22 protein-coding genes are annotated in these 22283 nt (G+C 64.9%); 8 read left to right on the top strand and 14 right to left on the bottom strand.

What is annotated here, in order from left to right; all coding sequences use genetic code 11:
* Together D4754_RS11350 and D4754_RS11345 are read left to right on the top strand one after the other, a co-directional pair.
* Entirely contained in the window at positions 1–897 is an 897-nt protein-coding gene (locus tag D4754_RS11350) for a TRAP transporter small permease subunit (protein WP_121063610.1), read from the top strand.
* A 12-nt stretch (positions 898–909) separates the two neighbouring features.
* The gene (locus D4754_RS11345) at positions 910–3264 is read left to right on the top strand and encodes a TRAP transporter large permease (RefSeq protein ID WP_121063608.1); all 2355 of its coding nucleotides are present in this window, start codon (positions 910–912) and stop codon (positions 3262–3264) included.
* A 75-nt stretch (positions 3265–3339) separates the two neighbouring features.
* Here the strand turns inward: D4754_RS11345 and D4754_RS11340 are convergent, their stop codons facing one another.
* From D4754_RS11340 to mazG, 7 genes are all read right to left on the bottom strand, one after another.
* Positions 3340–4164 (bottom strand): hypothetical protein, encoded by an 825-nt coding sequence (locus tag D4754_RS11340; RefSeq protein ID WP_163025887.1) that lies wholly within the window; start codon positions 4162–4164, stop codon positions 3340–3342.
* A gap of 74 nt (positions 4165–4238) precedes the next feature.
* Positions 4239–5066, bottom strand: a complete 828-nt coding sequence (locus D4754_RS11335; RefSeq protein WP_121063604.1) for an arginyltransferase — start codon at positions 5064–5066, stop codon at positions 4239–4241.
* 90 nt (positions 5067–5156) lie between these two features.
* A complete protein-coding gene (locus D4754_RS11330; RefSeq protein WP_121063602.1) occupies positions 5157–5591 on the bottom strand; it encodes an RDD family protein in 435 nt (144 codons plus the stop codon).
* A 168-nt stretch (positions 5592–5759) separates the two neighbouring features.
* Positions 5760–6221 carry a DUF2852 domain-containing protein gene (locus D4754_RS11325; protein WP_121063600.1) on the bottom strand — a complete coding sequence of 154 codons (462 nt, stop codon included), beginning with the start codon at positions 6219–6221 and terminating at the stop codon, positions 5760–5762.
* A 320-nt stretch (positions 6222–6541) separates the two neighbouring features.
* Positions 6542–6844, bottom strand: a complete 303-nt coding sequence (locus D4754_RS11320; protein WP_121063598.1) for a hypothetical protein — start codon at positions 6842–6844, stop codon at positions 6542–6544.
* A 112-nt stretch (positions 6845–6956) separates the two neighbouring features.
* Positions 6957–7898, bottom strand: coding sequence for a nucleoside hydrolase (locus D4754_RS11315; RefSeq protein WP_121063596.1), 942 nt, complete (start codon positions 7896–7898; stop codon positions 6957–6959).
* A gap of 238 nt (positions 7899–8136) precedes the next feature.
* A complete protein-coding gene (gene mazG, locus D4754_RS11310; RefSeq protein WP_121063594.1) occupies positions 8137–8961 on the bottom strand; it encodes a nucleoside triphosphate pyrophosphohydrolase in 825 nt (274 codons plus the stop codon).
* Between the two features lie 183 nt (positions 8962–9144).
* On the opposite strand from mazG, the gene speB (D4754_RS11305) reads away from it, so the two are divergent.
* From speB (D4754_RS11305) to D4754_RS11295, 3 genes are all read left to right on the top strand, one after another.
* Positions 9145–10107 (top strand): agmatinase, encoded by a 963-nt coding sequence (gene speB, locus D4754_RS11305; RefSeq protein WP_121063592.1) that lies wholly within the window; start codon positions 9145–9147, stop codon positions 10105–10107.
* Positions 10104–11072 (top strand): agmatinase, encoded by a 969-nt coding sequence (gene speB / locus D4754_RS11300; RefSeq protein WP_121063591.1) that lies wholly within the window; start codon positions 10104–10106, stop codon positions 11070–11072. Before speB (D4754_RS11305) ends, speB (D4754_RS11300) begins: the two co-directional genes overlap by 4 nt.
* Before the next feature lie 120 nt (positions 11073–11192).
* Positions 11193–11606: a DUF1499 domain-containing protein gene (locus D4754_RS11295; protein WP_163025886.1), complete on the top strand. Its 414-nt coding sequence runs from the start codon at positions 11193–11195 to the stop codon at positions 11604–11606.
* On the opposite strand, the gene D4754_RS11290 is transcribed toward D4754_RS11295, so the two are convergent.
* Positions 11547–11834, bottom strand: coding sequence for a hypothetical protein (locus D4754_RS11290; RefSeq protein WP_121063589.1), 288 nt, complete (start codon positions 11832–11834; stop codon positions 11547–11549). The genes D4754_RS11295 and D4754_RS11290 overlap by 60 nt on opposite strands.
* 61 nt (positions 11835–11895) lie before the next feature.
* Between D4754_RS11290 and prfA the strand changes: the two genes are divergently transcribed.
* The 3 genes from prfA to D4754_RS11275 all read left to right on the top strand — a co-directional run bounded on the left by prfA (position 11896) and on the right by D4754_RS11275 (position 14760).
* A complete protein-coding gene (gene prfA / locus D4754_RS11285; protein WP_121063586.1) occupies positions 11896–12954 on the top strand; it encodes a peptide chain release factor 1 in 1059 nt (352 codons plus the stop codon).
* Entirely contained in the window at positions 12951–13784 is an 834-nt protein-coding gene (gene prmC, locus D4754_RS11280; RefSeq protein WP_121063584.1) for a peptide chain release factor N(5)-glutamine methyltransferase, read from the top strand. The genes prfA and prmC overlap by 4 nt, the downstream gene beginning before the upstream one ends.
* 250 nt (positions 13785–14034) lie before the next feature.
* Positions 14035–14760: a DUF4167 domain-containing protein gene (locus D4754_RS11275; protein ID WP_121063582.1), complete on the top strand. Its 726-nt coding sequence runs from the start codon at positions 14035–14037 to the stop codon at positions 14758–14760.
* Between the two features lie 75 nt (positions 14761–14835).
* Here the strand turns inward: D4754_RS11275 and rsmA are convergent, their stop codons facing one another.
* Genes rsmA through lptF form a run of 6 tightly spaced genes read right to left on the bottom strand, consistent with a single transcriptional unit; the run spans position 14836 to position 22279 of the window.
* A complete protein-coding gene (gene rsmA / locus D4754_RS11270) occupies positions 14836–15675 on the bottom strand; it encodes a 16S rRNA (adenine(1518)-N(6)/adenine(1519)-N(6))-dimethyltransferase RsmA (RefSeq protein WP_121063580.1) in 840 nt (279 codons plus the stop codon).
* A complete protein-coding gene (gene pdxA, locus D4754_RS11265) occupies positions 15672–16649 on the bottom strand; it encodes a 4-hydroxythreonine-4-phosphate dehydrogenase PdxA (protein WP_121063578.1) in 978 nt (325 codons plus the stop codon). The genes rsmA and pdxA overlap by 4 nt, the downstream gene beginning before the upstream one ends.
* Positions 16646–17887: a peptidylprolyl isomerase gene (locus tag D4754_RS11260; RefSeq protein ID WP_121063576.1), complete on the bottom strand. Its 1242-nt coding sequence runs from the start codon at positions 17885–17887 to the stop codon at positions 16646–16648. The genes pdxA and D4754_RS11260 overlap by 4 nt, the downstream gene beginning before the upstream one ends.
* Positions 17878–20031: an LPS-assembly protein LptD gene (locus tag D4754_RS11255; RefSeq protein ID WP_121063574.1), complete on the bottom strand. Its 2154-nt coding sequence runs from the start codon at positions 20029–20031 to the stop codon at positions 17878–17880. The genes D4754_RS11260 and D4754_RS11255 overlap by 10 nt, the downstream gene beginning before the upstream one ends.
* Complete coding sequence (gene lptG / locus D4754_RS11250; RefSeq protein WP_121063572.1) at positions 20028–21131, bottom strand: LPS export ABC transporter permease LptG; 1104 nt, start codon at positions 21129–21131, stop codon at positions 20028–20030. Before lptG ends, D4754_RS11255 begins: the two co-directional genes overlap by 4 nt.
* Entirely contained in the window at positions 21128–22279 is a 1152-nt protein-coding gene (gene lptF, locus D4754_RS11245) for an LPS export ABC transporter permease LptF (protein WP_121063570.1), read from the bottom strand. Before lptF ends, lptG begins: the two co-directional genes overlap by 4 nt.
* Positions 22280–22283 lie beyond the last annotated feature (4 nt).

The raw sequence follows: 22283 nt of genomic DNA, 5'->3' as shown, positions 1-22283 counted from the left end.
ATGATCGATGCATTAATCTGGTTCTTCACCCAGCTTGCCCTGGGGGTCGTGAACCTCTTCCAGGCCCTGGCGCATCCGGCGTCGTGGCTGGACTGGTCCAACAAAGAGGCGATCATGCGGGTGATCTACTACGGTGGATCGGTCGAGTTTTTCTTCGTCATCTTCGATATCTTCCTTGTCGTCACCATCATCGGCTTCCTTCGCCCCGGCTTCATGTGGGGTACTGTGCGGGTGCTGGAAGGGTTCGCCAACACGGTGGGCCGCATCTTCGCCTGGGCGGGCCTTCTGATGGTGCTGCAACAGGTTATGGTGGTCTTCCTGCAATCGGTCTTCCGGATGGGGAACCTGACCATCGCGCCGTTCGGGGTGGGGTTCACCCAGTCCGTCGGCTGGTTTTCGGAAGAGCTGAAGCTATACAACGCCTTGGTCGTGTGCCTCTGCGTGGCCTACACTTTCGTGCAGGGCGGGCATGTCAGGGTCGACCTGATCTACGCCAATGTCAGCTATCACACCAAGCGCGTGATCGACATGCTGGGCTCGCTCTTCTTCATGATCCCGGTGGCCGTGGTCACGTGGATGTACGGATGGTTCTTCCTGTGGCGGCATCTGGTGGTGCCCAAGCCGTCGGCGTCGGACACGCTTGACCGGCTGCTGCTGAAATCCCGTGCGCTGCGCTGGAACGTCGAAACCATCGCGTTCTCGCCCAACGGGTTCAACGGGTACTTCCTGTTCAAGATCCTGCTTCTGGGCTTCGCCGGCATGGTGCTGATCCACGGTATCGCCTTCTTCTATCGCTCGTTCCTTGAATGGCGCGAAGGCCCCGAAAGCGAGGGCCGCTATCTCGATCGCGACATGATCGAGCCGGGCGAAGAAGCTTATGACCACGCCGAATTTTAAGGGGACGGGTGCATGATTTTCGGTTTGGACGGCGTCGAGATCGGCCTGATCATCGTCTTTCTGTGCCTGTTCGGCGCAATTCTTTCGGGCTTTCCGGTCGCCTTCGCCATCGGCGGGGCCGCGGTCATTTCCTTCGCGATCATCGCCGGGCTCGATGAATCGGGGCTGTTGATACACCAGGCGATCGATACCGGGTCACAGGCCTACAGGGACCTTGTGAATTCAGGGACAAATCCCAACAGTATAACGATATTCCGAAACCCTGACTTGCCACGGGTAGGCTACCCTGTCTTCCCGCAGGGCTGGGAAACCGCGCTGGATCGCAACATTTCCTTCATCGTCAACCGGATGAACGAACGTGTTCTGGCCGGCCAGTCGATCGAGACGCTGCTGGCGGTCCTGATGTTCGTGATGATGGGCATCACGCTGGAACGGTCGAAAATCGCCGAAGACCTGCTGACCACAATGGCCCGCGTCTTCGGGCCGATGCCGGGCGGTCTGGCGGTTTCGGTCGTTGTCGTGGGCGCGTTCCTTGCGGCATCGACGGGTATCGTCGGCGCGACGGTCGTGACCATGGGTCTTTTGTCGCTGCCTACGATGCTGCGTAATAACTACTCGCCCGAACTGGCGACGGGGGTCATCGCGGCCTCCGGCACGCTGGGACAGATCATTCCGCCGTCCATCGTTATCGTTCTGCTGGGCACGCTGGCCGGTGACCTTTACGCCACCGCGCAGGAAGCGCGGGCGACCGCGGCGGGCTGTACCGACGCGCTGACCTATCTGGGCAAGCCTGCGGTCGTGTCGGTCGGTACGCTGTTCCAGGCAGCGATGCTGCCGGGGATCCTGCTGGCGATGCTCTATGGCCTCTATGCCCTGGGTTATGCCTTCCTGAACCCGTCGAAGGCACCGCCAGTCATGTCGGAACCGGGCACCGGCCCGGTGATCATGCGGCAGGACGCTCTGGCGTGGTTCGTGGGCGCGCCCGTGATCCTGTTCGGCGCGCTTTTCCTTGCCGCGCAAGTGAACCTTGTCGGGAGCCAGGACGTGTCGGTCAACAGCCACACCGAAACCCTGCGCTCGGCCAGCCTGCGCACGAATGTCGGGCCGGAATGTCAGGCGTCGATGATCGAACTCCATGGCCAGGAGGCCTGGGACCGCGCCGTGGCCGAGCAGGAGCAGATCAACGCCACCGGCGGCGGGTCGACCGTTGTCGACCTGAACGAGGAAGAAGTGATCGAGGCGCGGCTGGCGAACATCGCCGATGCCCCCCCGATCGGGCCGGGCATCGCGACGCTTTTCATCATCGGGGCGCTGGTGCTGGCCACCGGCCGCGGCGTGATGGCGCTGGCCGATCCGCGGCCGCTGATCGTGGGCGCCTTCGGCCTTGTGCTGCTGCTATTGGTCGATGTGCTGTTCATCACGCCCGTCACTTTGGCAGGGGCGACGGTGATGATCATGGCGATCCCTGCGATCATAGCCCTGATCGGCATCGTCGCGGCAGCGAAACGGATGGCGCAGAACGATCTGCTGCGCGTCGTCTTCCCGCCGCTGGTGCTGATCGTGGCGGTCCTGGGCTCGATCCTGGGCGGGATCACCAACCCGACGCCGGCCGCGGCCCTTGGCGCTGCTGGTGCGATCATGCTGGCGGCTTACCGGCGGCTGAAGGACGAAGACAAGTCCGGCAAGATCATCATCAACTCGACCTTCGCCATCGCGATCATGATCCTGCTGGGCGCCAATTTCGACCTGCGCATCAACCAGGAGGTCGTCACCTTCGAAACCTGGGTGGCCTACATCGTGGCCCTTGCGGCGTACCTGTACGCGTTCTTCGGGCTGCTGTTTGCACTGTGGACGCTCTTGCGCACAAGCGTGCTGGGCCCGGTGGTGCGAGAGACAGCCAAGGTCACGTCGATGGTCTTCACGATCCTGATCGGCTCGCAATTGCTGAACCTCGTCGTGATCTCATTCGGGGGAGAGGAGTACATTCAGGACTTCCTGATGAGCTTCGACAACGAGTTCAAGGTCTTCCTGATCGTGATGCTGGTGCTCTTTGTGCTGGGCTTCGTACTGGATTTCCTTGAAATCATCTACATCGTCATCCCGATCGTGGGGCCGGTGATCTATGGCGGGTCCTTCGATCCGAAATGGGTGACCATCATGATCGCGGTGAACCTGCAGACATCGTTCCTGACGCCACCGTTCGGCTTCGCGCTGTTCTACCTGCGCGGCGTGGCGCCCAAGGAAGTGACGACGACCCACATCTACCGGGGCATCATCCCCTTCGTGGGTATCCAGGTTCTGGGGCTGATGATCCTGTGGCTGTTCCCGGGCATCGTGACGATCATTCCCGACATGATCCCGCGCTGACGCGCGCTCCGGCACCGGGTGTTTCCGGTGCCGGTTTTGTCGGTATCGGTGGCATAGACCGCACTGGGTTCCGCGTCAGGCCGGCGCGGCACCCTCGTTCCAGGCGTTCCGCCGGTCGCGGCCCTTTGCGAACTCCTGCGGTGTCCGCTCTTCCAGCGAGGTGTGAAGCGCGTGACCTTCCCACAGCCTGTAGCCGAAAGGCTCCAGCAGACCGGCGTGCGGGGTCAGCAATTCCGTCACGCGGTCGATCTCGTCCGGTTCCAGAAAGGCGGTGGTGCGCGGTGACAGGTCCTGAATGCCCTCCGCATCCGAGCCCTTCTTGCCTGGGCCCTCGAAGGGCCGCACGGGCAGGGACAGCGCATCGTTGACCGAACGGGGCTGCGCCACGAAGCGTTCGTAGGGCAGGAACGGGAAATGGGGCCAGTCCCCGCGAATCCCGCTGATGGCTTTGGCCTTGATCACCCAGCTGCGAACGATCCCGCCCACCTTGGTGCCCGGCTTCCCGTAGCGGCGCAGGCACGAGGCCGTGTGCTGGTAGGGATCGCTCAGGCTGGTGACGGCGGTCGCGTCGTCGCCGAAGTATCGTACAATGGCACGGGGCCGCAGAAGGTTGGGGGGCGAGGCCTCGACGAACAGCCTGCCCTTGGCCAGGGCTTCCCAACGGGTGCGGATAAACAACCAGTCGAATTCCCGTGTCTCGTCCCAGGCGTTCAGACGCATCATCGGCTTCACGCCTGGCGCCATCTGGCCTTCGAAATTGCCGAACGGCGGCAGGTAGGCGTCCAGCTGGCTGGCGATGTACTGGGACAGGATCGTCGTGCCGGAATTGTTGGGGCAGAAGATGAACAGGAACTTGCAGTCCTGCCAATCCAGATCGTTTCCGTGAAAGTTCTTAGGCATGCCCATCCCCGCCTTCGGCGCGCGCGCCCCGTGATGCTGTTCCGGCGCGGCGGGGTCAAGCCCGATATCGGCCTTCACCCTTTCGAGCGGACCTTAGTGGGGCGGCGGTCGGGCAGGTGGATGTTGGCGACCTGTTCGGCAATCGGATCGGTCGACAGGGGGTGCAGCTCGGCCTTGTAATCCTCGGGCTTGCGAACCTTCTGCCAGCCCCCGCCGTGGTAGACCTCGAGCGCGGAGAACTTGGCCTTGTAGCCCATCTTCTGGCTGCCCGGCACCCAGTAGCCAAGGTAGACGTAAGGCAGCCCGCTTTCCTGCGCGATCCGGATGTGATCGAGGATCATGTAGGTGCCAAGGCTTTGTGCCTGCAGGTCGGGTTCGTAGAAGGAATAGACCATGCTCACCCCGTCTTCGAGCACGTCGGTCAGGCTGACGCCCACCAGTTCCCCGTCGTCGGAATATTCCACCACGCGGCTGCGGATCGGGGTTTCCTCGATCATCGCGGCGAATTCATAGACATCCATGTCGGCCATCCCGCCATCGGCGTGGCGCGTGTCCAGGTAGCGGCGGAAAAGCTGGTATTGCGCGTCGGTGGCCCATGGCGATGTCACGCGGCGGCCAAGATGGCTGTTGCGGTTCGTGGCCCGGCGCTGGCTGCGCGACGGCTTGAAGTCGCGCACGTCTATCCGGGCCGACAGGCAGGCCGAACATTCCGCGCAGGACGGGCGGTACAGCACGTTCTGCGACCGCCGGAACCCCTGCTGCGACAGGGCGTTGTTCAGGCGGTCGGCGTTCTCGCCTTGCAGCGCGGTGAACAGCTTCCGCTCCATCCGCCCCTCGATATAGGGGCAGGGCTGCGGCGCCGTGACGTAGAACTGCGGCGCTATGGGAAGGGTGTGGCGCATCGGTCGTCCAGATTCAGTGTAAACCGAATGCTAACGCTGCCACTTTCGGCTGCCAAGGGGCCTTGTGCGGCATGGTTGCCAACGGCAGGGTCACGCGACGCGCCGGTTCACGGCGGCGGTGCCCAGAAGCATGTCGGTCAGGCCCTGTCCACGCTGCGAGCCGATCATGACCACGACCGAAACGACCTGGATGATCGGGATCGAGACCGAGATCAGGTAGCCCAGCGTATGCAGCAATGCCGTGCCGAAATCGAACTTGTGGCCAAACCGGTCGCGCAGTTCGACGCCGGCGAAGCGCATGCCCCACGTGGCCGACCCGTTGGCCAGCGTCAGCGTGCGGTAGATGAAGGCCACGGCCAGGTACAGAACCGGCCAGATCAGCGCGCCCAGGAAGAAGGTGAAAAGCACCAGCAGGCCGCTGACAATGAAGATCAGCACGACATCGACGATCCACGCCAGGAAACGCTTCGAGGTCGTCCCGGCATAGAATTCCGGGGCCAGATCGGGATCGGGAAGGGTGTTCATGTAAATGGTCCTGTCAGTATGTCTGCCGCTTATGGGCCATTGCAGACGCGATGTCGAAGATAGGTTCGGCGTGTGCGGATTGCATCCCCCCAAAACGGGGGCGGGACGTGAAACGCCCCCGCCATGGGCGAGGGCGTGAAGGCCCGGTCAGGGCGATGCGCTGACGGCTCAGGCCTTGGGCGCGTCGTCGGACGGGGTGTCGTCGTCCGACTGCGGCGCACGGGCCACGCGGGAGCGTTCGTCCATGAACTGGTCGAACTCGGCCTTGTCCTTGGCGTCGCGCAGACGGCCCAGGAAGGATTCGAAATCCTGCTGCTCCTGTTCGAGACGGCGCAGGGTTTCGTCCTTGTAGCTGTCGAAGGCAGAGTTGCCGGTCGACCGGAACTGTCCATGCCGGCGCCCGCATCCACCCCAGCCAGCGCTGTTGTGATTGTGGTGCTTGTTGTGGCTGAACATGCGTTTGCTCCAGATCATGTAGGCGAGAATGGCGAGGCCCACGGGCCAGAAGAAGATGAAGCCCAGGACCATGAGCGCAATCCAGGCGCCCTTGCCCTTGTGGTCGAGCCAGGCTTCGGTCCGGCTGAACCAGCCGTAGGCCTGGGTGGTGACGTTGGTTGTCGTCGTGGTCATTGCACTATGGTCTCCGGATCAGGTGACATTGGATGTGGTGGGCATCCGGTTCCGCTTGGGGGCGGTATGTGAATGCCTTTCACATCACCAAGATCGGGATTTGGGGGCCCTCTTGCAAGGGCTGATGTGAAAGTTTTTTACATTATCGGCGAGCGCCATGAGAAGCACCCCGCAAGAATATGAAAACACGAGAAAATCTGGATTCTTCCGATGCGGATCGTCCCGGATCAAAGCCGATGATCGGGGTCAGCGGCGCCAGGATAGTACAGAAATACATCAGCCCGGCATTGTTGATCGAGCCGGCGGGAGGGTCAGCAACCCTACCGGAACAGCGAAACGGCCTCGTCGAATTTCTCCTCCGACAGGTCCGGATTGTGCTTTTTCACGCAGTCGTACATCGCCTTCTTGTCGGCCGCGCCCTGTTCCTTGGTCAGGGTCGAGCCCAGCCAGACGTGGTCGGGCATGCTGGCCATGCATTCGAGCGCGACCAGCCTGCTGACGCCAAGGTCGGCCAGCGCCGTGGCGACGCTGCTTTTGTGGCTGGCAATGTCGGACGATTCGCTGGCCGCGCCGGCCGTGGCAAAGACGGCGGCGGTCGCCGACAGAAGAAAGATCGTGCGCATCCTGGATGTCTCCTGAAGCCGTTTATCCGGTCCGGCGCCGTCCACCATGTGAAGCGGGCGCCTCGGCGAGAGTAACACGGGTTTGCGCTTCGGCAACGTCGCGAGGGCGGGCTCAGTACCGCGCCAGCCGCTCGGTCAGCAGCGTGAAGAACGCATTGGCATCGATATCGCCGATGAAAAGCGCGTTGGCCGGGCGGCCCGACACGCGCCACCAGTCCGCGACGGTCATGCCCAGGGTCAGCGCCGATCCGGTCTCGATCTCGACGTTGATCTCGCGGCCCGAGAAGATGTCGGGCTTCAGCAGCCACGCGATGACGCATGGGTCGTGCAGGGGCGCACCGTTGGAGCCGTATTTCTCCTTGTCGAAGCGTTCGAAGAAGTCGGTCATTTCCGCCACCGCGATACCCGCGGCAGATCCCAGCGCGCGGAAGGCGTCGTTGCGCTCGGTCGTCACCAGCGCCTTGTGCGTCACGTCGAGCGGCAGGACGGTGATCGGGATGCCCGCGGCGAAGACCAGTTTCGCGGCCTCCGGGTCGACATAGATGTTGAACTCGGCGGTGGGGGTGATGTTGCCGACCTCGAAATAGGCGCCGCCCATCATCACGACGCGCTGGATCTTCTCCGCGATATCGGGCGCGCGCTGGAGCGCCACGGCGACGTTGGTCAGCGGCCCCAGCGTGCAGAGCGTCACGGTGCCCGCCTCATGGCTGCGGAACGTATCGATGATGAAGTCGACGGCGTGTCCATCGGTCAGCGGCATCGCCGGATCGGGCAGGGTGGGGCCGTCGAGGCCGGTCTTGCCGTGGACATGTTCGGCGGTGATCAGCGGCCGTTCCAGCGGCGCGTCGCAGCCTGCGAAGACCTTCACATCGGTCTTGCCCGCCAGTTCGCAGATGATGCGGGCGTTCTTGGACGTGAGGCTCAAGGGCACGTTCCCGGCGACGGCGGTGATGCCCAGCACGTCGAGCTCCTCCGGGCTGGCCAGCGCCAGCAGGATGGCGACCGCGTCGTCCTGGCCGGGATCGGTGTCGATGATGATTTTCTGGGGGGACATGGGGGCCTCCGTAGGATTTGGGCGCAGAGTGTCGTGCGGACGGGGTGCTGTCCAGTGGGCGGCATGGGGTGGGGGCGATGTCAGCGACGGGGGCGGGGAACGGTGCGTGGAAACCACGCACCCTACGGGTTCGGCGTTGGCCGTGGTTCCCGGTCACCGATTGGTTTGGGCGGCGACGTAGGGTGCGTGGTTTCCACGCACCGTCCGCGGGCCACCCGCCGGGCCGCCGGGAATTCCCTTACCCCTTCGCGGCTTTCTCCTCGGCCTTCACAATGTCCCAGAGCGCGTCCATCTCTTCCAGCGTGCTGTCACCGGGCGCCTTGCCCATTTCGCCCAGCTTCGCCTCGACGCCTTCGAAGCGGCGGGTGAACTTGGCGTTGGTCCGCCGCAGCGCCTGTTCCGGCTCGACGCCCAGATGACGGCCAAGGTTCACCATCACGAAGAGGAGATCGCCGAATTCCTCCTCGATCTCTTCGGGGCCGAGGCTGTCGCGGGCCTCTTCCAACTCGCGGGCTTCCTCGACGATCTTGGCCAGCACCTGGTCCGAGGACGGCCAGTCGAACCCCACCCGCGCGGCGCGGCGTTGCAGCTTGTAGGCGCGCAGAAGGGCGGGCAGGTTCCCGGCCACGCCATCAAGCGCGCCTTTCTGTTCCTTTCCGGCCCGTTCCGCGGCCTTGATCTTCTCCCAGTCGGCGGTCTGCTGCTGGGCCGACTTGTCGCGGGATTCGGTGCCGAAGACATGCGGATGCCGGGCGATCATCTTGTCGGAGATCGTCTTGACGACAGACTGAAAGGTGAACCGTCCGTCCTCGGCACCCATCTGGGTGTGGTAGACGGCCTGCAGCAGCAGATCGCCCAGTTCGCCTTCCAGTTCGTCCCAGGCCTCGCGCTCGATCGCGTCGGCGACTTCGTAGGCTTCCTCGATCGTGTAGGGCGCGATCGAGGCGTAGTCCTGTTCGATGTCCCACGGGCACCCGGTTTCGGGATCCCGCAACCGGCGCATGATTTCCAGAAGACGGTCCATGCCGTCGTCCATTTCGTGGATCGGATCGCGGTTGAGCATTGCGGCAGGGAACCTCCCGGTGTCTGGTATGGGGACGGTGCCGACCTGACCGCACGGGGGGCTGGAAGTCCAGTCCCGGCCGGTCGTCCCGTACTGTTTTGACCTGCGTGGGCCGCGCGGGCAGACGTCCTTTCGACCGTCGCCCACCCGCCCACCCCGACGCTCGAAAGGACGTCTGCCCTCATGGCCTTGGAAGATGCAAAAACTCAGGTGGATCAGGCTTTTGCCCGCACCGACCCGAAAGGACGGGTGTTCGAGAACACCTTTGGCGGCGCCACATCGTTCCTGCGCTGCCAGTACACGAAGGACCTGACCGGCGCGGATATCGCCGTGACCGGCGTGCCCTTCGATCAGGCCGTGACCAACCGCCCCGGTACGCGGCTGGGCCCCCGCGCGGTCCGCGAGGCGTCGGCCCTTCAGGCGCCCGACATGCCCTATGGCTGGGATTTCGACGCGCTGGAGGAATTTACCGTCGTCGACTACGGCGACCTTGCCTTCGACTATGCCAACGTCCCCGTATTCCCGCGTGCGCTGACCGACCATATCGCCGGAATCCTGGGCGCGGGTGCCGCCTGTGTCGCACTCGGCGGCGATCATTATGTCAGTTACCCAATTCTTAACGCTTTCGCCGAAAAGTACGGCGCAATGTCATTGATTCACTTTGACGCGCATTCTGACACCTGGGCGGACGACGATATGGACCGGATCGATCACGGCACGATGTTCTACAAGGCGGTTAAGACCGGCGTCGTGGATCCGGCGCGGTCGGTTCAGATCGGCATCCGCACCCACAACCCCGATCCGCTGGGCGTTCACACCATCGACGCGCGCGAGGTGCACGAAAAAGGCACCGCCGCCGTCGTCGCGAAAGCGAAGGAGATCGTGGGCGATCATCCTGTCTACCTGACCTTCGACATCGACGCGCTGGATCCGGCATTCGCGCCCGGCACCGGCACGCCTGTCTGGGGCGGGTTGGCCAGCTGGCAGGCGGCAGCGATGTTGCGCGATCTGGCGGGGATCAACATCAAGGGTGGCGACGTGGTCGAGGTGTCGCCGCCCTTCGACACGACGGGGGCCACGGCGATTGCCGGCGCCCATGTCGCGACCGAGATCATCCAGCTTATCGCAGCGAGACTTAGAGTATGAGTTCAAAGAACCAACCGATCAGCGGCAATGACCTGGCCCGGTTTTCCGGGCCGGGGACGTTCATGCGTCTGCCGCAGGCCACCAGCCTTGACGGGCTGGACGTGGCGTTCCTTGGCATCCCGACGGATATCGGGACGTCCTGGCGGTCGGGCACTCGGTTCGGGCCCAAGCAGATCCGCGCCGAAAGCGCCATGATCCGGCCCTTCAACATGCTGACGGGCGCGGCGCCGTTCGAAAGCCTGAACATCGCCGATATCGGTGACCTGGCGATCAACACGTTCTCCCTGCCGCAGACGCTGAAGATCATCGAGGAAAGCTATGACGCGATTCTGGCCAATGACGTGGTGCCGATGGCAATGGGGGGCGATCATTCGATGACGCTGCCGATCCTGCGGGCCATGGCGAAGAAGCACGGGCCGATGGCGGTGATCCACGTCGATGCCCACCCGGAGGTGAGCGACGAGATGTTCGGGGAACGCGAAACCCACGGCACCGTCTTCCGCCGCGCCTACGAGGAAGGGCTGCTGATCCCCGACAAGACCTACCAGATCGCTGTCCGCGGCTCGGGCTATGCCGTGACGGATTTTGCCGAGGCGCGGTCATGGGGGTTCCAGCATTTCCAGGCCAACGCGCTTTGGAACCGCGATCTTGGGCCCCTGGGGTCGGAGATTCGCCGGGACGTGGCGCGCAAGCCCGTCTACCTCAGCTTCGATATCGCGGCGCTCGATCCGGCCTTCGCCCCGGGTACAGGCACGCCCGAGATCGGCGGGCTGACCTCGGCCCAGGCGATCGAGTTGATCCACGCGCTTCGCGGCATCTACATTAAGGGCTGCGACCTGGTGGAGGTCTCGCCCCCCTATGACACGGCGGGCACCACGGCGATGACGGCGGCGAACCTGATGTTCGAGATGCTGTGCGTGCTGCCCCATGTCGAATACCACCACCATCCCACCCCGCCCAAATAGGCACAGCGACGACCGGACGCAGCGGTTTCCGACCCCCGTCCGGGCATGCTGATCCCGACGCGACCCGCGTCGGGAAGGAAGGCCCCCCTGTTTGGCGGGCCAAGGAATGTGGACCCGGGCATGAGAACGATCCTGATGATCCTGTTCGTCGTCATTGTGCTGGCCGTGGTCGGGGCGGGCTATATCCGGCTGGCCCCCAGCGACCCGGCGCGCTGGAACGTGCGACTGGAATTCACGTCGGACGAGGATCTTCCCGACGGCGTGAAACGAATCGTCGAGACCGGGCCGGACGGGCTGGCGCGGCTGGACCGGATTGCGATGGACACGCCGCGCACCGAACGGCTGGCCGGATCGGTCGAAGACGGGCGGATCACGTGGATCACGCGGACGAAGGTGATGGGTTTCCCGGATTACACAACCGCCCAACAGGACGGCGACATGCTGAAGATCTGGGGCCGGCTGCGCTTTGGCGCGTCAGATATGGGCGTCAACCGTGCCCGCGTCGATGGCTGGATCGACCGGCTGGACCTCTGACGACAGGCAGCCTTCGCGAATCTCGCGCCACATCGGCACGTTCAGCGACATCTGGCATTGCGCCATGAACATCCGCCCATCGACCTGCAGGCAGGAATATTCGCCCAGCTCGATCCGTTCGCCCTGCTTGTCGGTGCAATAGCAATCCTGCACCTTTCCGCCGGGGCCGATGACATCGGCCATGGCGGGCGCTGCACTAAGCGTGATTAAGGCGATGATACGTATCATGCGTCTATGCTAGCACGGGCGGGTGCTTGACCAAAGCCCCGCGATATCGGAATGACCGCCAATGATCCCGACAGACCGACTCGACCAGATCACCCAGCGTTTCGAGTATCTCGAAGCGGCGATGGCGGCGGCCAGCGGCAGCGAGATCGCGGCCCTGGCCAAGGAATATTCCGACCTGAAGCCGGTGGTCGAACAGATCGCGCTCTGGCGGCAACTGCGTGCCGACCTGGCCGATGCGCAGGAAATGCTGGCCGACCCCGACATGAAGGAACTGGCAGAGGAAGAACTGCCGATCCTTCGCGCGCGCCTGCCCGAGGCAGAGCACGACCTGCAACTGGCGCTTCTGCCCAAGGACGAGGCCGACGCCCGCCCGGCAATGCTGGAGATCCGGCCCGGCACGGGCGGAGAGGAGGCGGCGCTGTTCGCGGGTGACCTTCTGCGCATGTACCAGCGCTATGCCGAAGGACGGGGCTGGAAGCTGGAGATCGTCGAGGAACAGGCGACCGAACTTGGCGGGATCAAGGAAGTGGTGGCCCATATCAGCGGTGAGAACGTCTTTGCCCGGCTGAAATACGAAAGCGGCGTGCACCGGGTGCAGCGGGTGCCGACGACGGAAAGCGGCGGGCGGATTCATACGTCTGCGGCCACGGTCGCGGTGCTTCCCGAAGCGCAGGACGTGGATATCGAGATATCGCAAAACGACATCCGGATCGACACGATGCGGTCGTCGGGCGCAGGTGGCCAGCACGTGAACACGACCGATTCCGCCGTGCGTATCACGCACATGCCGTCGGGCATTGTCGTCACCAGTTCCGAGAAATCCCAGCACCGTAACCGCGAGATCGCGATGCAGGTCCTGCGCACGAAGCTCTACGATCTGGAACGCCATAAAGCCGACAGCGAACGCTCCGCCAGCCGGGCGGCGCAGGTTGGGTCGGGCGACCGGTCGGAGCGGATTCGCACCTACAACTTCCCGCAGGGCCGCATGACGGACCATCGCATCAACCTGACGCTCTACAAGCTGGACCAGGTGATGCAGGGCGACCTGGACGAGGTCATTGATGCGCTGACCGCCGATGCGCAATCGACGATGCTGGCCGAGATGGGGCACGGCACATGACCGCCGGAGAGGCCCTTGCCCGCGCCGCGTCGCGCTTGCGGGAGGCGGGCGTGGCCGATCCGGTGCGCGACGCACGCAGGCTTCTGGCCTTCGCGGCCCAGACGGATGCCGCCCGCATAACCCTGATCGCGCCCGAGGAGATGGACCCGGTCATCGCCGAACGCTTCGACCGCTTCATCGAGATGCGCGAGACCCGGATTCCCGTGTCCCAGATCGTGGGGGAGCGTCAGTTCTACGGACGTCCCTTCAACATCAACCGCGATGTGCTCGACCCGCGGCCCGAAACGGAGATCCTGATCGAGGCCGCGCTGGCGGAGCCGTTCCTGCGGATTCTCGACCTGGGAACCGGGTCCGGATGCATTCTGGCCACACTTCTGGCCGAACGTCCCGATGCCGTGGGGCTGGGGGTCGATGTCAGCGAAGCGGCCTGCCTGCAGGCCTCCGCCAACATCGTCCGGCACGGGCTGACCTGGCGGGCGCAGATCCAGCAGATGGACTGGTACGGGACCATCGACCGCAGCTACGACCTGATCGTTTCCAACCCGCCATACCTCGCACATGACGAAATGGAGGATCTTCAACCCGAGGTGAAGAATTTCGAACCTGCCGAGGCGCTTACGGATTTCGGCGATGGTCTGGGAGCCTACCGGATCATCATCGCAGGCGCGCCCCGAAGGCTGGAACCCGGCGGGCGGCTGATCGTCGAGATCGGACCGACCCAGGGCGCGGCTGTTGCAGCACTGATGGAGGCTGCCTATCTGGCGGGTATCGAGGTGATCCCGGACATGGACGGACGCGACCGGGTGGTGCTCGGGCGACGAAATATCTAACAAGATCTTGCGTGTTACGGGCAATTGACACGAAAAAACGCGAAAAATCGCCATTCAGCCACTTGTAAGCGTGCCCGTCTCATGTTTAATCCGTGGAAGTCGCAGCGACAGGCTGCCGGGGGCTAACGATCCTTTCGATCACCCGGGCACCATGCGACATCAAGCCAGAAAAAGTCGACGAACCGGCAAGGCGCACGGATGAGGCGCACCCGGATAAAACGACAGCGAAGACAAGGCTCAAATCAGCGATATGAGATCGTCCAAATCACGCACGCGGTCGAAGTCGAACCGCAACCGTCCTTCAGGTGGCGGCAACGTCGTCAACCGGGTGTTTGACAGCAACGGCCCCGAAGGCAAAGTGCGCGGCACGCCGCAGCAGATAATCGACAAGTACAACCAGCTGGCCCGCGATGCGCAGCTGGCCAATGACCGTGTTGCCACGGAAAACTTCCAGCAACACGCCGAACATTACCTGCGCATGCTGAGCGAAGCTCAGCGTGAACAGGACGCCAAGCGCGAAGAGCAGGAGCGGCAGAACCGCGAACGCCAGGCCGAACGGGATCGCAGCACCGACCGTCCGCAGCGCCAGGACCGTGACCAGCAGAAATCGGGTGACGACCAGTCCGGGCAGGACGATCGCGACGCATCCTCCGGGCGCGATGGCTCCCAGGGGCGCGATCAAGGGCGCGACAACTCGGGCGCGCGCGATGCGTCCACCGGGCTCGACGTGGTCGACGGGGAAAACCAGGGCAGCGACAACAACCTTGTCGAAACGCCCGAATCCGCCCCCAAGCCCGCGCGCAAGCCGCGTACGCGGGCGCCGCGCAAGCCCAAGGCGGATGCCGCTGGCGACAAGGGGGCCGACCAGGGCTCGGCCGACGTCGTGTCCCTGAACAAGGGCAAGGATGTCGAGGCCTCAGGCCCCGCGGAAACCGGTGAGATCCAGACCGATCCGGCCACCAAGGCCGCCGAGTAACCGCCTCGGGCGCCTGACACCACATCGCCAGACACTTCAATCGCCCCGTTTTCGGGGCGATTTTCGTTTATGGGCCTATTCCGCCAGATTGCGCGCCAGCGTGCAGAACTGTTCCAGCGAGACCTGTTCGGCCCGTTCCGTGGGCTTGATGCCCGATGCCAGCAGCCTGTCCTCGATATCCGGGGCCAGGCCCTTCAGGCTGGCGCGCAGCATCTTGCGGCGCTGGTTGAAGGCGGCAGCGACCGTGCGGGACAGGACCGCCGGGTCGGCGGGAAAACGCGGCTCCGGCAGGGCTTCCAGGTGGACCACCGCGCTTGAAATCTTGGGCGGTGGGGTAAACGCTTCGGGCGGGAGCACGAGCGCGATCCGCGCGGTCGACCGCCACTGCGCCAGAAGGGCCAGCCGTCCGTAGGCCTTCGATCCGGGCTTGGCAACGATCCGTTCGGCCACTTCGCGCTGGAACATCAGCGTCAGGCTTTCCCAGTAGGGCGGCCATTCCGGCGGCGTCAGCCAGCGCACCAGCAGTTCGGTTCCGATATTATACGGCAGGTTGGCCGCGACGCGGATGGGCGGCGTCAGCAGAGCCTTCACGTCAAGGGCCAGCGCATCGCCTTCGACGATCTCCAGCCGGCCGGGATAGGCTTCGGCGATCTGTTGCAGCGCGGGGATGCAGCGGCTGTCCTTTTCCACGGCCACGACGCGGCGCGCGCCTTCCGACAGCAGCCCGCGGGTCAGCCCGCCGGGGCCGGGGCCGATTTCCAGGATGTCCGATTCCGCCAGGGGCCCGGCCTGCCGCGCGATCTTGGCGGTCAGGTTCAGATCCAGCAGGAAGTTCTGGCCCAGCGACTTGCGGGCCGACAGCCCGTGTTCGGCGATCACCGCGCGCAGGGGCGGGAGGGCGTCGATGGCGCTCACGAGGTGGTGCTCCGGGACGCAGCCATGCGCTGCGCCAGTTTCAGGGCCTCGATCAGGCTTGTCGGGTTCGCAAGCCCCTTGCCCGCGATGTCGAAGGCGGTGCCGTGATCGGGCGAGGTTCGGATGAAGGGCAGGCCCAGCGTGACGTTCACGCCCCGGTCGAAATCCAGTGTCTTGATCGGGATAAGCGCCTGATCGTGATACATCGCCACCGCCGCGTCATAGCGGGCACGGGCCGCGGCATGAAACAGCGTGTCCGCCGGGTGCGGACCGGTCAGCGCATGGCCTTCGGCCTGCATCTCGGCCACCAGATCGTTGATCCAGTCAAGTTCCTGCCGCCCCATGGCGCCGCCTTCGCCGGCATGGGGGTTCAGCCCCGCCACGGCGATCCGGGGCCGGGCGATTCCGAACTGGTCGCGCAGGCCTTTGGCCGTGATCTCGATCGTGTCCCGCAGCAGCGCGGGCGTCAGCGCCGCGGGCACGTCCTGCAACGCGATGTGGATCGTCGCGGGCACCACGCGCAGCTGGTCGCTGGCCAGCATCATCACGGCGCGGGGGGCGCTGCCCAATGCGGCAAGGAATTCGGTATGGCCGGGATAGGCGAAATTGGCGCCGTCAATGAGCGCCTTCTTGTGGATGGGCGCCGTGCACACGGCCGAGGCTTCGCCCGATTGCGCAAGCGCCACCGCGCGTTCGATCACGGCGATCACGCCGGCCGCGTTCGCGGGATCGGGCTGGCCGGGCACCGCCGGCGCGGCGAAGTCGTGCCGGAGAACCGGGAAGCGATCCGGCGGGTCGCTGTCCATTGCGGCAGGCGACGCAAGTTCCGTCACCGGCGTGCCTTCGGGCAGATGGCGCGGGTCGCCGATCCAGACGAAGGGGCAGGGCCGCGGCAGCGCGGCCCAGGCTGCGACGGCGATTTCGGGGCCGATGCCGGACGGTTCGCCGCAGGTCAGGGCGATGGGGGCCGTCATTTGTAGACGATGATCGCGTCGGCCTTCAGCTGGTCGATGAACCCGCGCGATGCCGCTTCCAGTCGCTGCACCGTCAGGGCCTGTGCGACCTGTTCCCGGGTCGCGTCCTTGTTGGCCTCGGCCGTGCGGGAGCAGAGCATCACGAACAGCAACGTCTGCCCGTTGTTGCGCGTCAGTTCATAGGAGCTTTCGCCATCGTCCAGCTGCGCCAGTTCGATCGAGATGTCCTGCGGGATCTCGGACGGTGCCATGCTGCGGATCTGCAGAGCCTCTTCCGGCATGCCCAGGGCTTCGCCATAAAGATCTGTGCATTCCGACACCCGTGCCTTGATCGCCTGTGCGCGGGCCAGCGTGTCGGCCGTACGGCCGCCGGGCAGGGCGAGCGTGGCGAATTCGATGGCGGAATAGCTTGGGCTCTGGGCGGCGATCTCCTGGATGTCGCGCATCTGGAAGAGTGCGACGGCCCCTTCGAGCCCCAGCGGGTCGGAAACCTGCCCGGGCGACAGCGACAGGATGATCGGGCGCAATTGCGGCGGCAGGCGGTTCAGGTCGATCCACGGCATCCGGCCGCCATCCTGAGCCGTCTGCGCCGCGGAATAGCGTTGCGCCGCCGCCGAAAACTCGCCGACACTGTCGATCTCTGCCAATTGCCCGGCCAGCGCGTCGACCTCCTCGGCGGTCTGTGCGGTGATCGGGATGATGATTTCCGACAGCAGAACGCGCACGCCGCCGGTGGTGCCGGCAAGGCCAAGCGCCCGGTCGATTTCGGCCATGGAGGGGCGGGCAGTCTCAAGGAAGAGGCCGCGCACAAGCTCTGTCCAGCCAAGGTTCACGGTTACGTAGTCGCGCATGGTTTCGCGCGCGACGCCGTTTTCCTCCAGCGCGTTCAGAAGCTCTTCGCCCGACAGGTTGGCCCGCTGGGCGAAATCGTCGATGCCCTGGGTCACGTCGGCCTCGGCCAGGGTCAGGCCGTATTGCCGCATCGCCTGCTGGCGCAGCCGGTCTTCCAGCAGCGACTCGCGGGCTTCCTTTTCGGAACTGCCGGGGGCGCGCAGAAGCGCCAGCAGGCGCGAGCGCTGCTGGATTTCGTAATTGGTGATCACGTCGTCGTTGACGATCACCGCGGGCAAAAACAGCCCGTTTGCCATGGCAGAGGTCGCACCGAACAACGCGAACACCGCGGCGATGAGAAATGCGTAAGCGCCGGTGCGGCGGGCAGGGGTCAGGATCAAGAACATGTACGCCTGTAATTGCTGTTTTGAACGGCGAAACCGCCCAGCCGGACATTGATGCCGAAGGACGTCGACGGATCGACGGAGGCGGTGGTCGTATAGCGTCGGCTGAGCGAAAGGTCGAGTTCCACGCATTCGTTGCTGTAGATCAGCCCAACGCCCAACGAGGTCGGGGTATCTTCGGTTACGTCATATCGCATGTTTGCATTTGCGGTCCAGCCCGGCCGCACCGCGTAGCTACCGTCGAACCAGATCTCGGAGGTGGTATCAAGGCGCTCTTCCTCGGGATCGGCGCCCAGCCACAGGTAGGAACCGACAAGCGCCGTTCGCGACGATGTCCAGCGCCCGCGAAGTTCGGCCTTCGAGACGGACAGATCGGTGTTCAGCAACGTCCGTCCGTTCAGCCACAGACGGTTGTTGATCACGGCCTCGCCCGCAAGAAGCAGATCCGACACCGTGCCTTCGAGGCCCGAGGTCGGGGTGAAATCCGCATCCTCGGGTTCGCGCAGCACCTGGCCCGCGGCGCCCCACAGCTCCAGCCCCGACGGGGCGTAGTGGGCCGCGGTCGCGCCGTACACGAATGTCGGCGCATGTTCGCGGCGGTCGGGCGCGGGAAAGCGGGAGAGCGAGATCAGGTTGCCGCGGTCGAATTCGACGAACCGGCTTTCCTCGTTGGGGACGTTGCCGCCGAAAAGGTTGGCCCAGCCCAGCTGCACGATGGGTTCAAGATACTGCACCGCCCCGGTCTGCGTCGTTCGCGTCATCGGCCGGGAGACTCCCAGCGCCATCCGCGGCGTCGTGCGCGAGACGTGCTGGGGAAAGGCACTGTCGTCGGTGATGCCGAAATTGTCGGTGCTGGCGCCGATATCCAGCGTGCTGCGGTAGCCGCCCCTCAGGATCCAGTCCTTCTTCCACACCATGTCGAGCGTCGTGCGCGCCACGTCGCGGCCGACCATGTCCTCGCGCGAGGCGCGGCCGTGGCTGTGGATATCGGCCATGAAACGGAATTCGCCACCGATCTGTGCGGGCACGAACCGCTGGACATAGAACGCATCGGTCACGAAGGTCGGCTGCTGGGTTTCAAGCTCGTTGTCGCGGAGCGACTTGAAGTAGTTCAGCTCGGCCCGGAACATGTTGTCGCGCTGGATCCGTTGCAGCCCCACCTCGCTGCGCAGCCGGTCGTAATCGGGCAGGCCGTAGTTCAGGAGGTAAGCATTGTCGCTGACCGTCTTGATGTCGAAATCGACCGACCAGTCGCGATCGAGGAAGAACTGCCCGTAGCCGAACAGGTAGCCGCGCAGCTTGCCGGGGATGATGTCATCCTTCGAAAGCGCGCCTTCGAAGAACAGCTCGCCCCGTTCCAGTGCCTGCCGGTAGCGCGCGCCCAGCGTGCGGGTCTGCGGCGACAGGTAGGGGTAAAGCGTCACGTCCGCGCTGTCGCCCAGCGGGATGAAATAGGGCAGGCGCAGGCCCACGCCCAGTTCGGTCGTGCTGCGCAGTTCCGGGATCAAAAAGCCGCGGGCGCGTTTGACACTGGGATCGGGCAGGCGCAGGCGCGGGAAGTAGAAGACCGGCACGTCGAGAATGCGGAAGGTCGCGTTTTCGAAATAGATCTGCCGTTCCTGCTGGTCGTGGATCACCTTGCGCGCCCGGATCTGCCAGAGCGGCGCGCGGCCGGTCTCGCAGACGCGGCAGGCGGTCACGGCGGACTTGTAGAGCTGGGTATAGCGCCCGCCGACCCGCTTCATCTGTTGCGAGGCCATTTGCAGCTGCTGGTTCAGCACCAGCCGCGCGCCGACCAGCAGCCCGGTTTCCAGATCGCTGTCCAGTTCGGCCCGGTCGGCCAGCACCAGCGTGCCTTCGCCCCGGTCGATGCGAATCGGACCCTCGATAGAAAGCCTCTCGGTCGTGCGGTCGTAGCTGATCTTGCCGGCGCGCAGGCGGGTGCTGTCGTGGAACGCCTCGACATTGCCTTCGGCGACCAGCGTGTCGGAGTTCACGAGGTAGATCCGGTCGGCCACGAGGATCGCCGGGCCCGCGCCCATGGGCGCGTCCTGCGCATGGGCCAGCACCGCCCAGACCGTCAGGACGAAAGTGGCCAGGAGACGCAGGGCAAGCGGGTGGGCCGGGGCAGTCGCAGGGGGCGTCATCCGTCCTCCGCGTACAGAAGAAGGCCCGCCGTCAGCATCACCGCCGCGACCGGCGGCGCCCAGGCGGCCAGGGTGACGGGCAGCTGGCCGTTTTCGCCCAGTACCTGCGCGAAGTTGCGCATGAAGTAGAGCGCGAAGCCCAGAAGGACGGACGCCAGCACCGCCACGCCCGTCCCGCCGAAACGGACATGGCGCATGGTGAAGGCCGCGCCCACCAGCACCATGGCGACAAGGAAAAGCGGCCGCGCCAGTTCCGACTGGTAGGTGACCTCGAACCGGGTGGCGGAGAAGCCTGCCTCGCGCAGCTGCCGGATCTTCTGGGGCAGCGCGTAGACGGAGGTGCCGGCGGTCTGGCCGATGGTGTCGAGGATCTGAGTCGCCGTCAGCGTCGTGGGGATGGTCATCGACGTGAAGGTCTGGCTGTCGAATTCCGGGCTTGTGTCGGGGCCAAGCGGCCACGTCTTACCACGCGTCAGGTGCCATTCGCCATTGTCCAGCGTGGCGCTTTCCGCCCGGATCCGGCGCACCGGTCCGCCGCGCGGCGCATAGGTCAGGATCGACACGTCGCTGAGCGTCCGCGCGTCGGGGGCGACGCGCAGGGCGTGGATGACCGATTGCCCTTCCTCGATCCCGCCCTGCCGCAGCCAGAGGCCCTCGCCAGAAAGCGAAAGCGTCGCGGCGGCCTCTCCGTGGCGGTAGCGGTCGGACAGTTCGTCATAGCGCTGCGCGGTGGCCGCGGCGATCGGGTTCAGCGTGGTCACGGCCAGCCCGCCGATCACGGCGGTCATGGCGACAGGCGCCACCAGCGCGCGGATGCCCGACCGGCCCGCGGCCCGGGTGACGACAAGCTCGCTCGTCCGCGCCAGCCCGACGAACAGCAGGATCGAGGACAGGATGACCAGCAGCGGGATGATGTCGCTCATCGATTGCGGCGTGCGCAGCAGCGACAGCTGCAGAAGCTTGGCAAGCCCGATATCGGCGTCCTGGAACCGGCGCAGTTGTTCGAACAGCTCCACCAGCAGGATCAGGATGAAGAACACCCCGGCCACCATCAGGAAGCTCTGGCTGTAGCGGCGCGCGAAGTAGAAATCCAGCGTCATGCGGCGTCAGCCCTTCCGTCGCGGGAGGGTGGCCATATCCCCGCCAGCAGCACTCTGACCGGGCGCCCGGCGAGCGCAAGGAAAAGCGACGCGATCATCACCCCGGCGAGCGTCGGCAGGTACAGGAGCGGCCACAGGTCGGGCGACCGGACGACCGGCGGCGCGACCATCCCGCGCAGGATCTCCAGCCCGATCAGGATCACGAAGCCCCCCAGCGCCTGCGGCCATTGCCCGAACCGCGAATAGCCGCCCAGCGTCAGCGTCGCAAACCCCACCAGCGCCACGGCCACGCAGACCGTGGCCCAGGCGAACCGCTGGTGCAGTTCCTCGACCAGCCTGCCAAGGCTCATGCCCTCCTGCGCCAGGATCTCGTCCCGGTCCCAGATCAGCGCGGGGGTGGAGACGCCCCTCAGATCGAAAGAGGTCTGGCGGTCCTGCGTGACCAGCGACGTGATGTCGTAGGAGAAATCGGCAAACCGCGTCGTCGAAAGCGTGCCTGTCGCGGTGGCAAGCTGCTGGGCCGTGCCATCGACCATCACAAGGCTGGCCCGCTGGCCTTCGCGCACGAGGTAGGCCTGGGCCGACGTGTAGGTCTGACCCTCGTTCGGATCGCGGCGGTCCGACAGGTACAGATCGCGGAGCGTGCCATCGGGTGCGATCTCGCGGATGTAGACCGTCACGCCGCCGGCGGGATGCAGGAAGGTGCCGGCCTTCAGAAGGCTGGCGGTGACGTTCTGGGCCACTTCGGCCTCGCGGAGCTCCAGCTGGGTGATCGAGGCCGGGCGCAGTACGTTCGTCAGGATCGCCATCATCAGCGCGGCCGTCAGCCCCAGCGCCAGCGCCGGCCGCGCCAGCCGCCACGGGCTGGAACCGGTCGCCTGCATCACCGTCATCTCGCTTTCGCGCATCAGCCGGTTCGTCACGTAAGCGGCTGCCACGAACACGGAAATCGGCATTACCGTGCGGATCAGCGTCGGCAGGATCAGCGCGGTGAACTCAAGGAACACCATCGCGGACTGGCCATCGCCGATCAGCCGGTCGAACAGGCTGACTGCACGGTTGATCCAGAACACGATGACCAGGATCAGCGCGAAGAAACCGAAGAACAGCAGGTATTGCGACAGGACATATCTGTCGTAGCGGTGCACTGCG

Origin of the sequence: Chachezhania antarctica (assembly GCF_003646465.1) — a bacterium.
GTDB classification, from domain to species: domain Bacteria; phylum Pseudomonadota; class Alphaproteobacteria; order Rhodobacterales; family Rhodobacteraceae; genus Chachezhania; species Chachezhania antarctica.
Note: the sequence above shows the minus strand (reverse complement) of the source record. Positions and strands in the feature narration are given on the sequence as shown.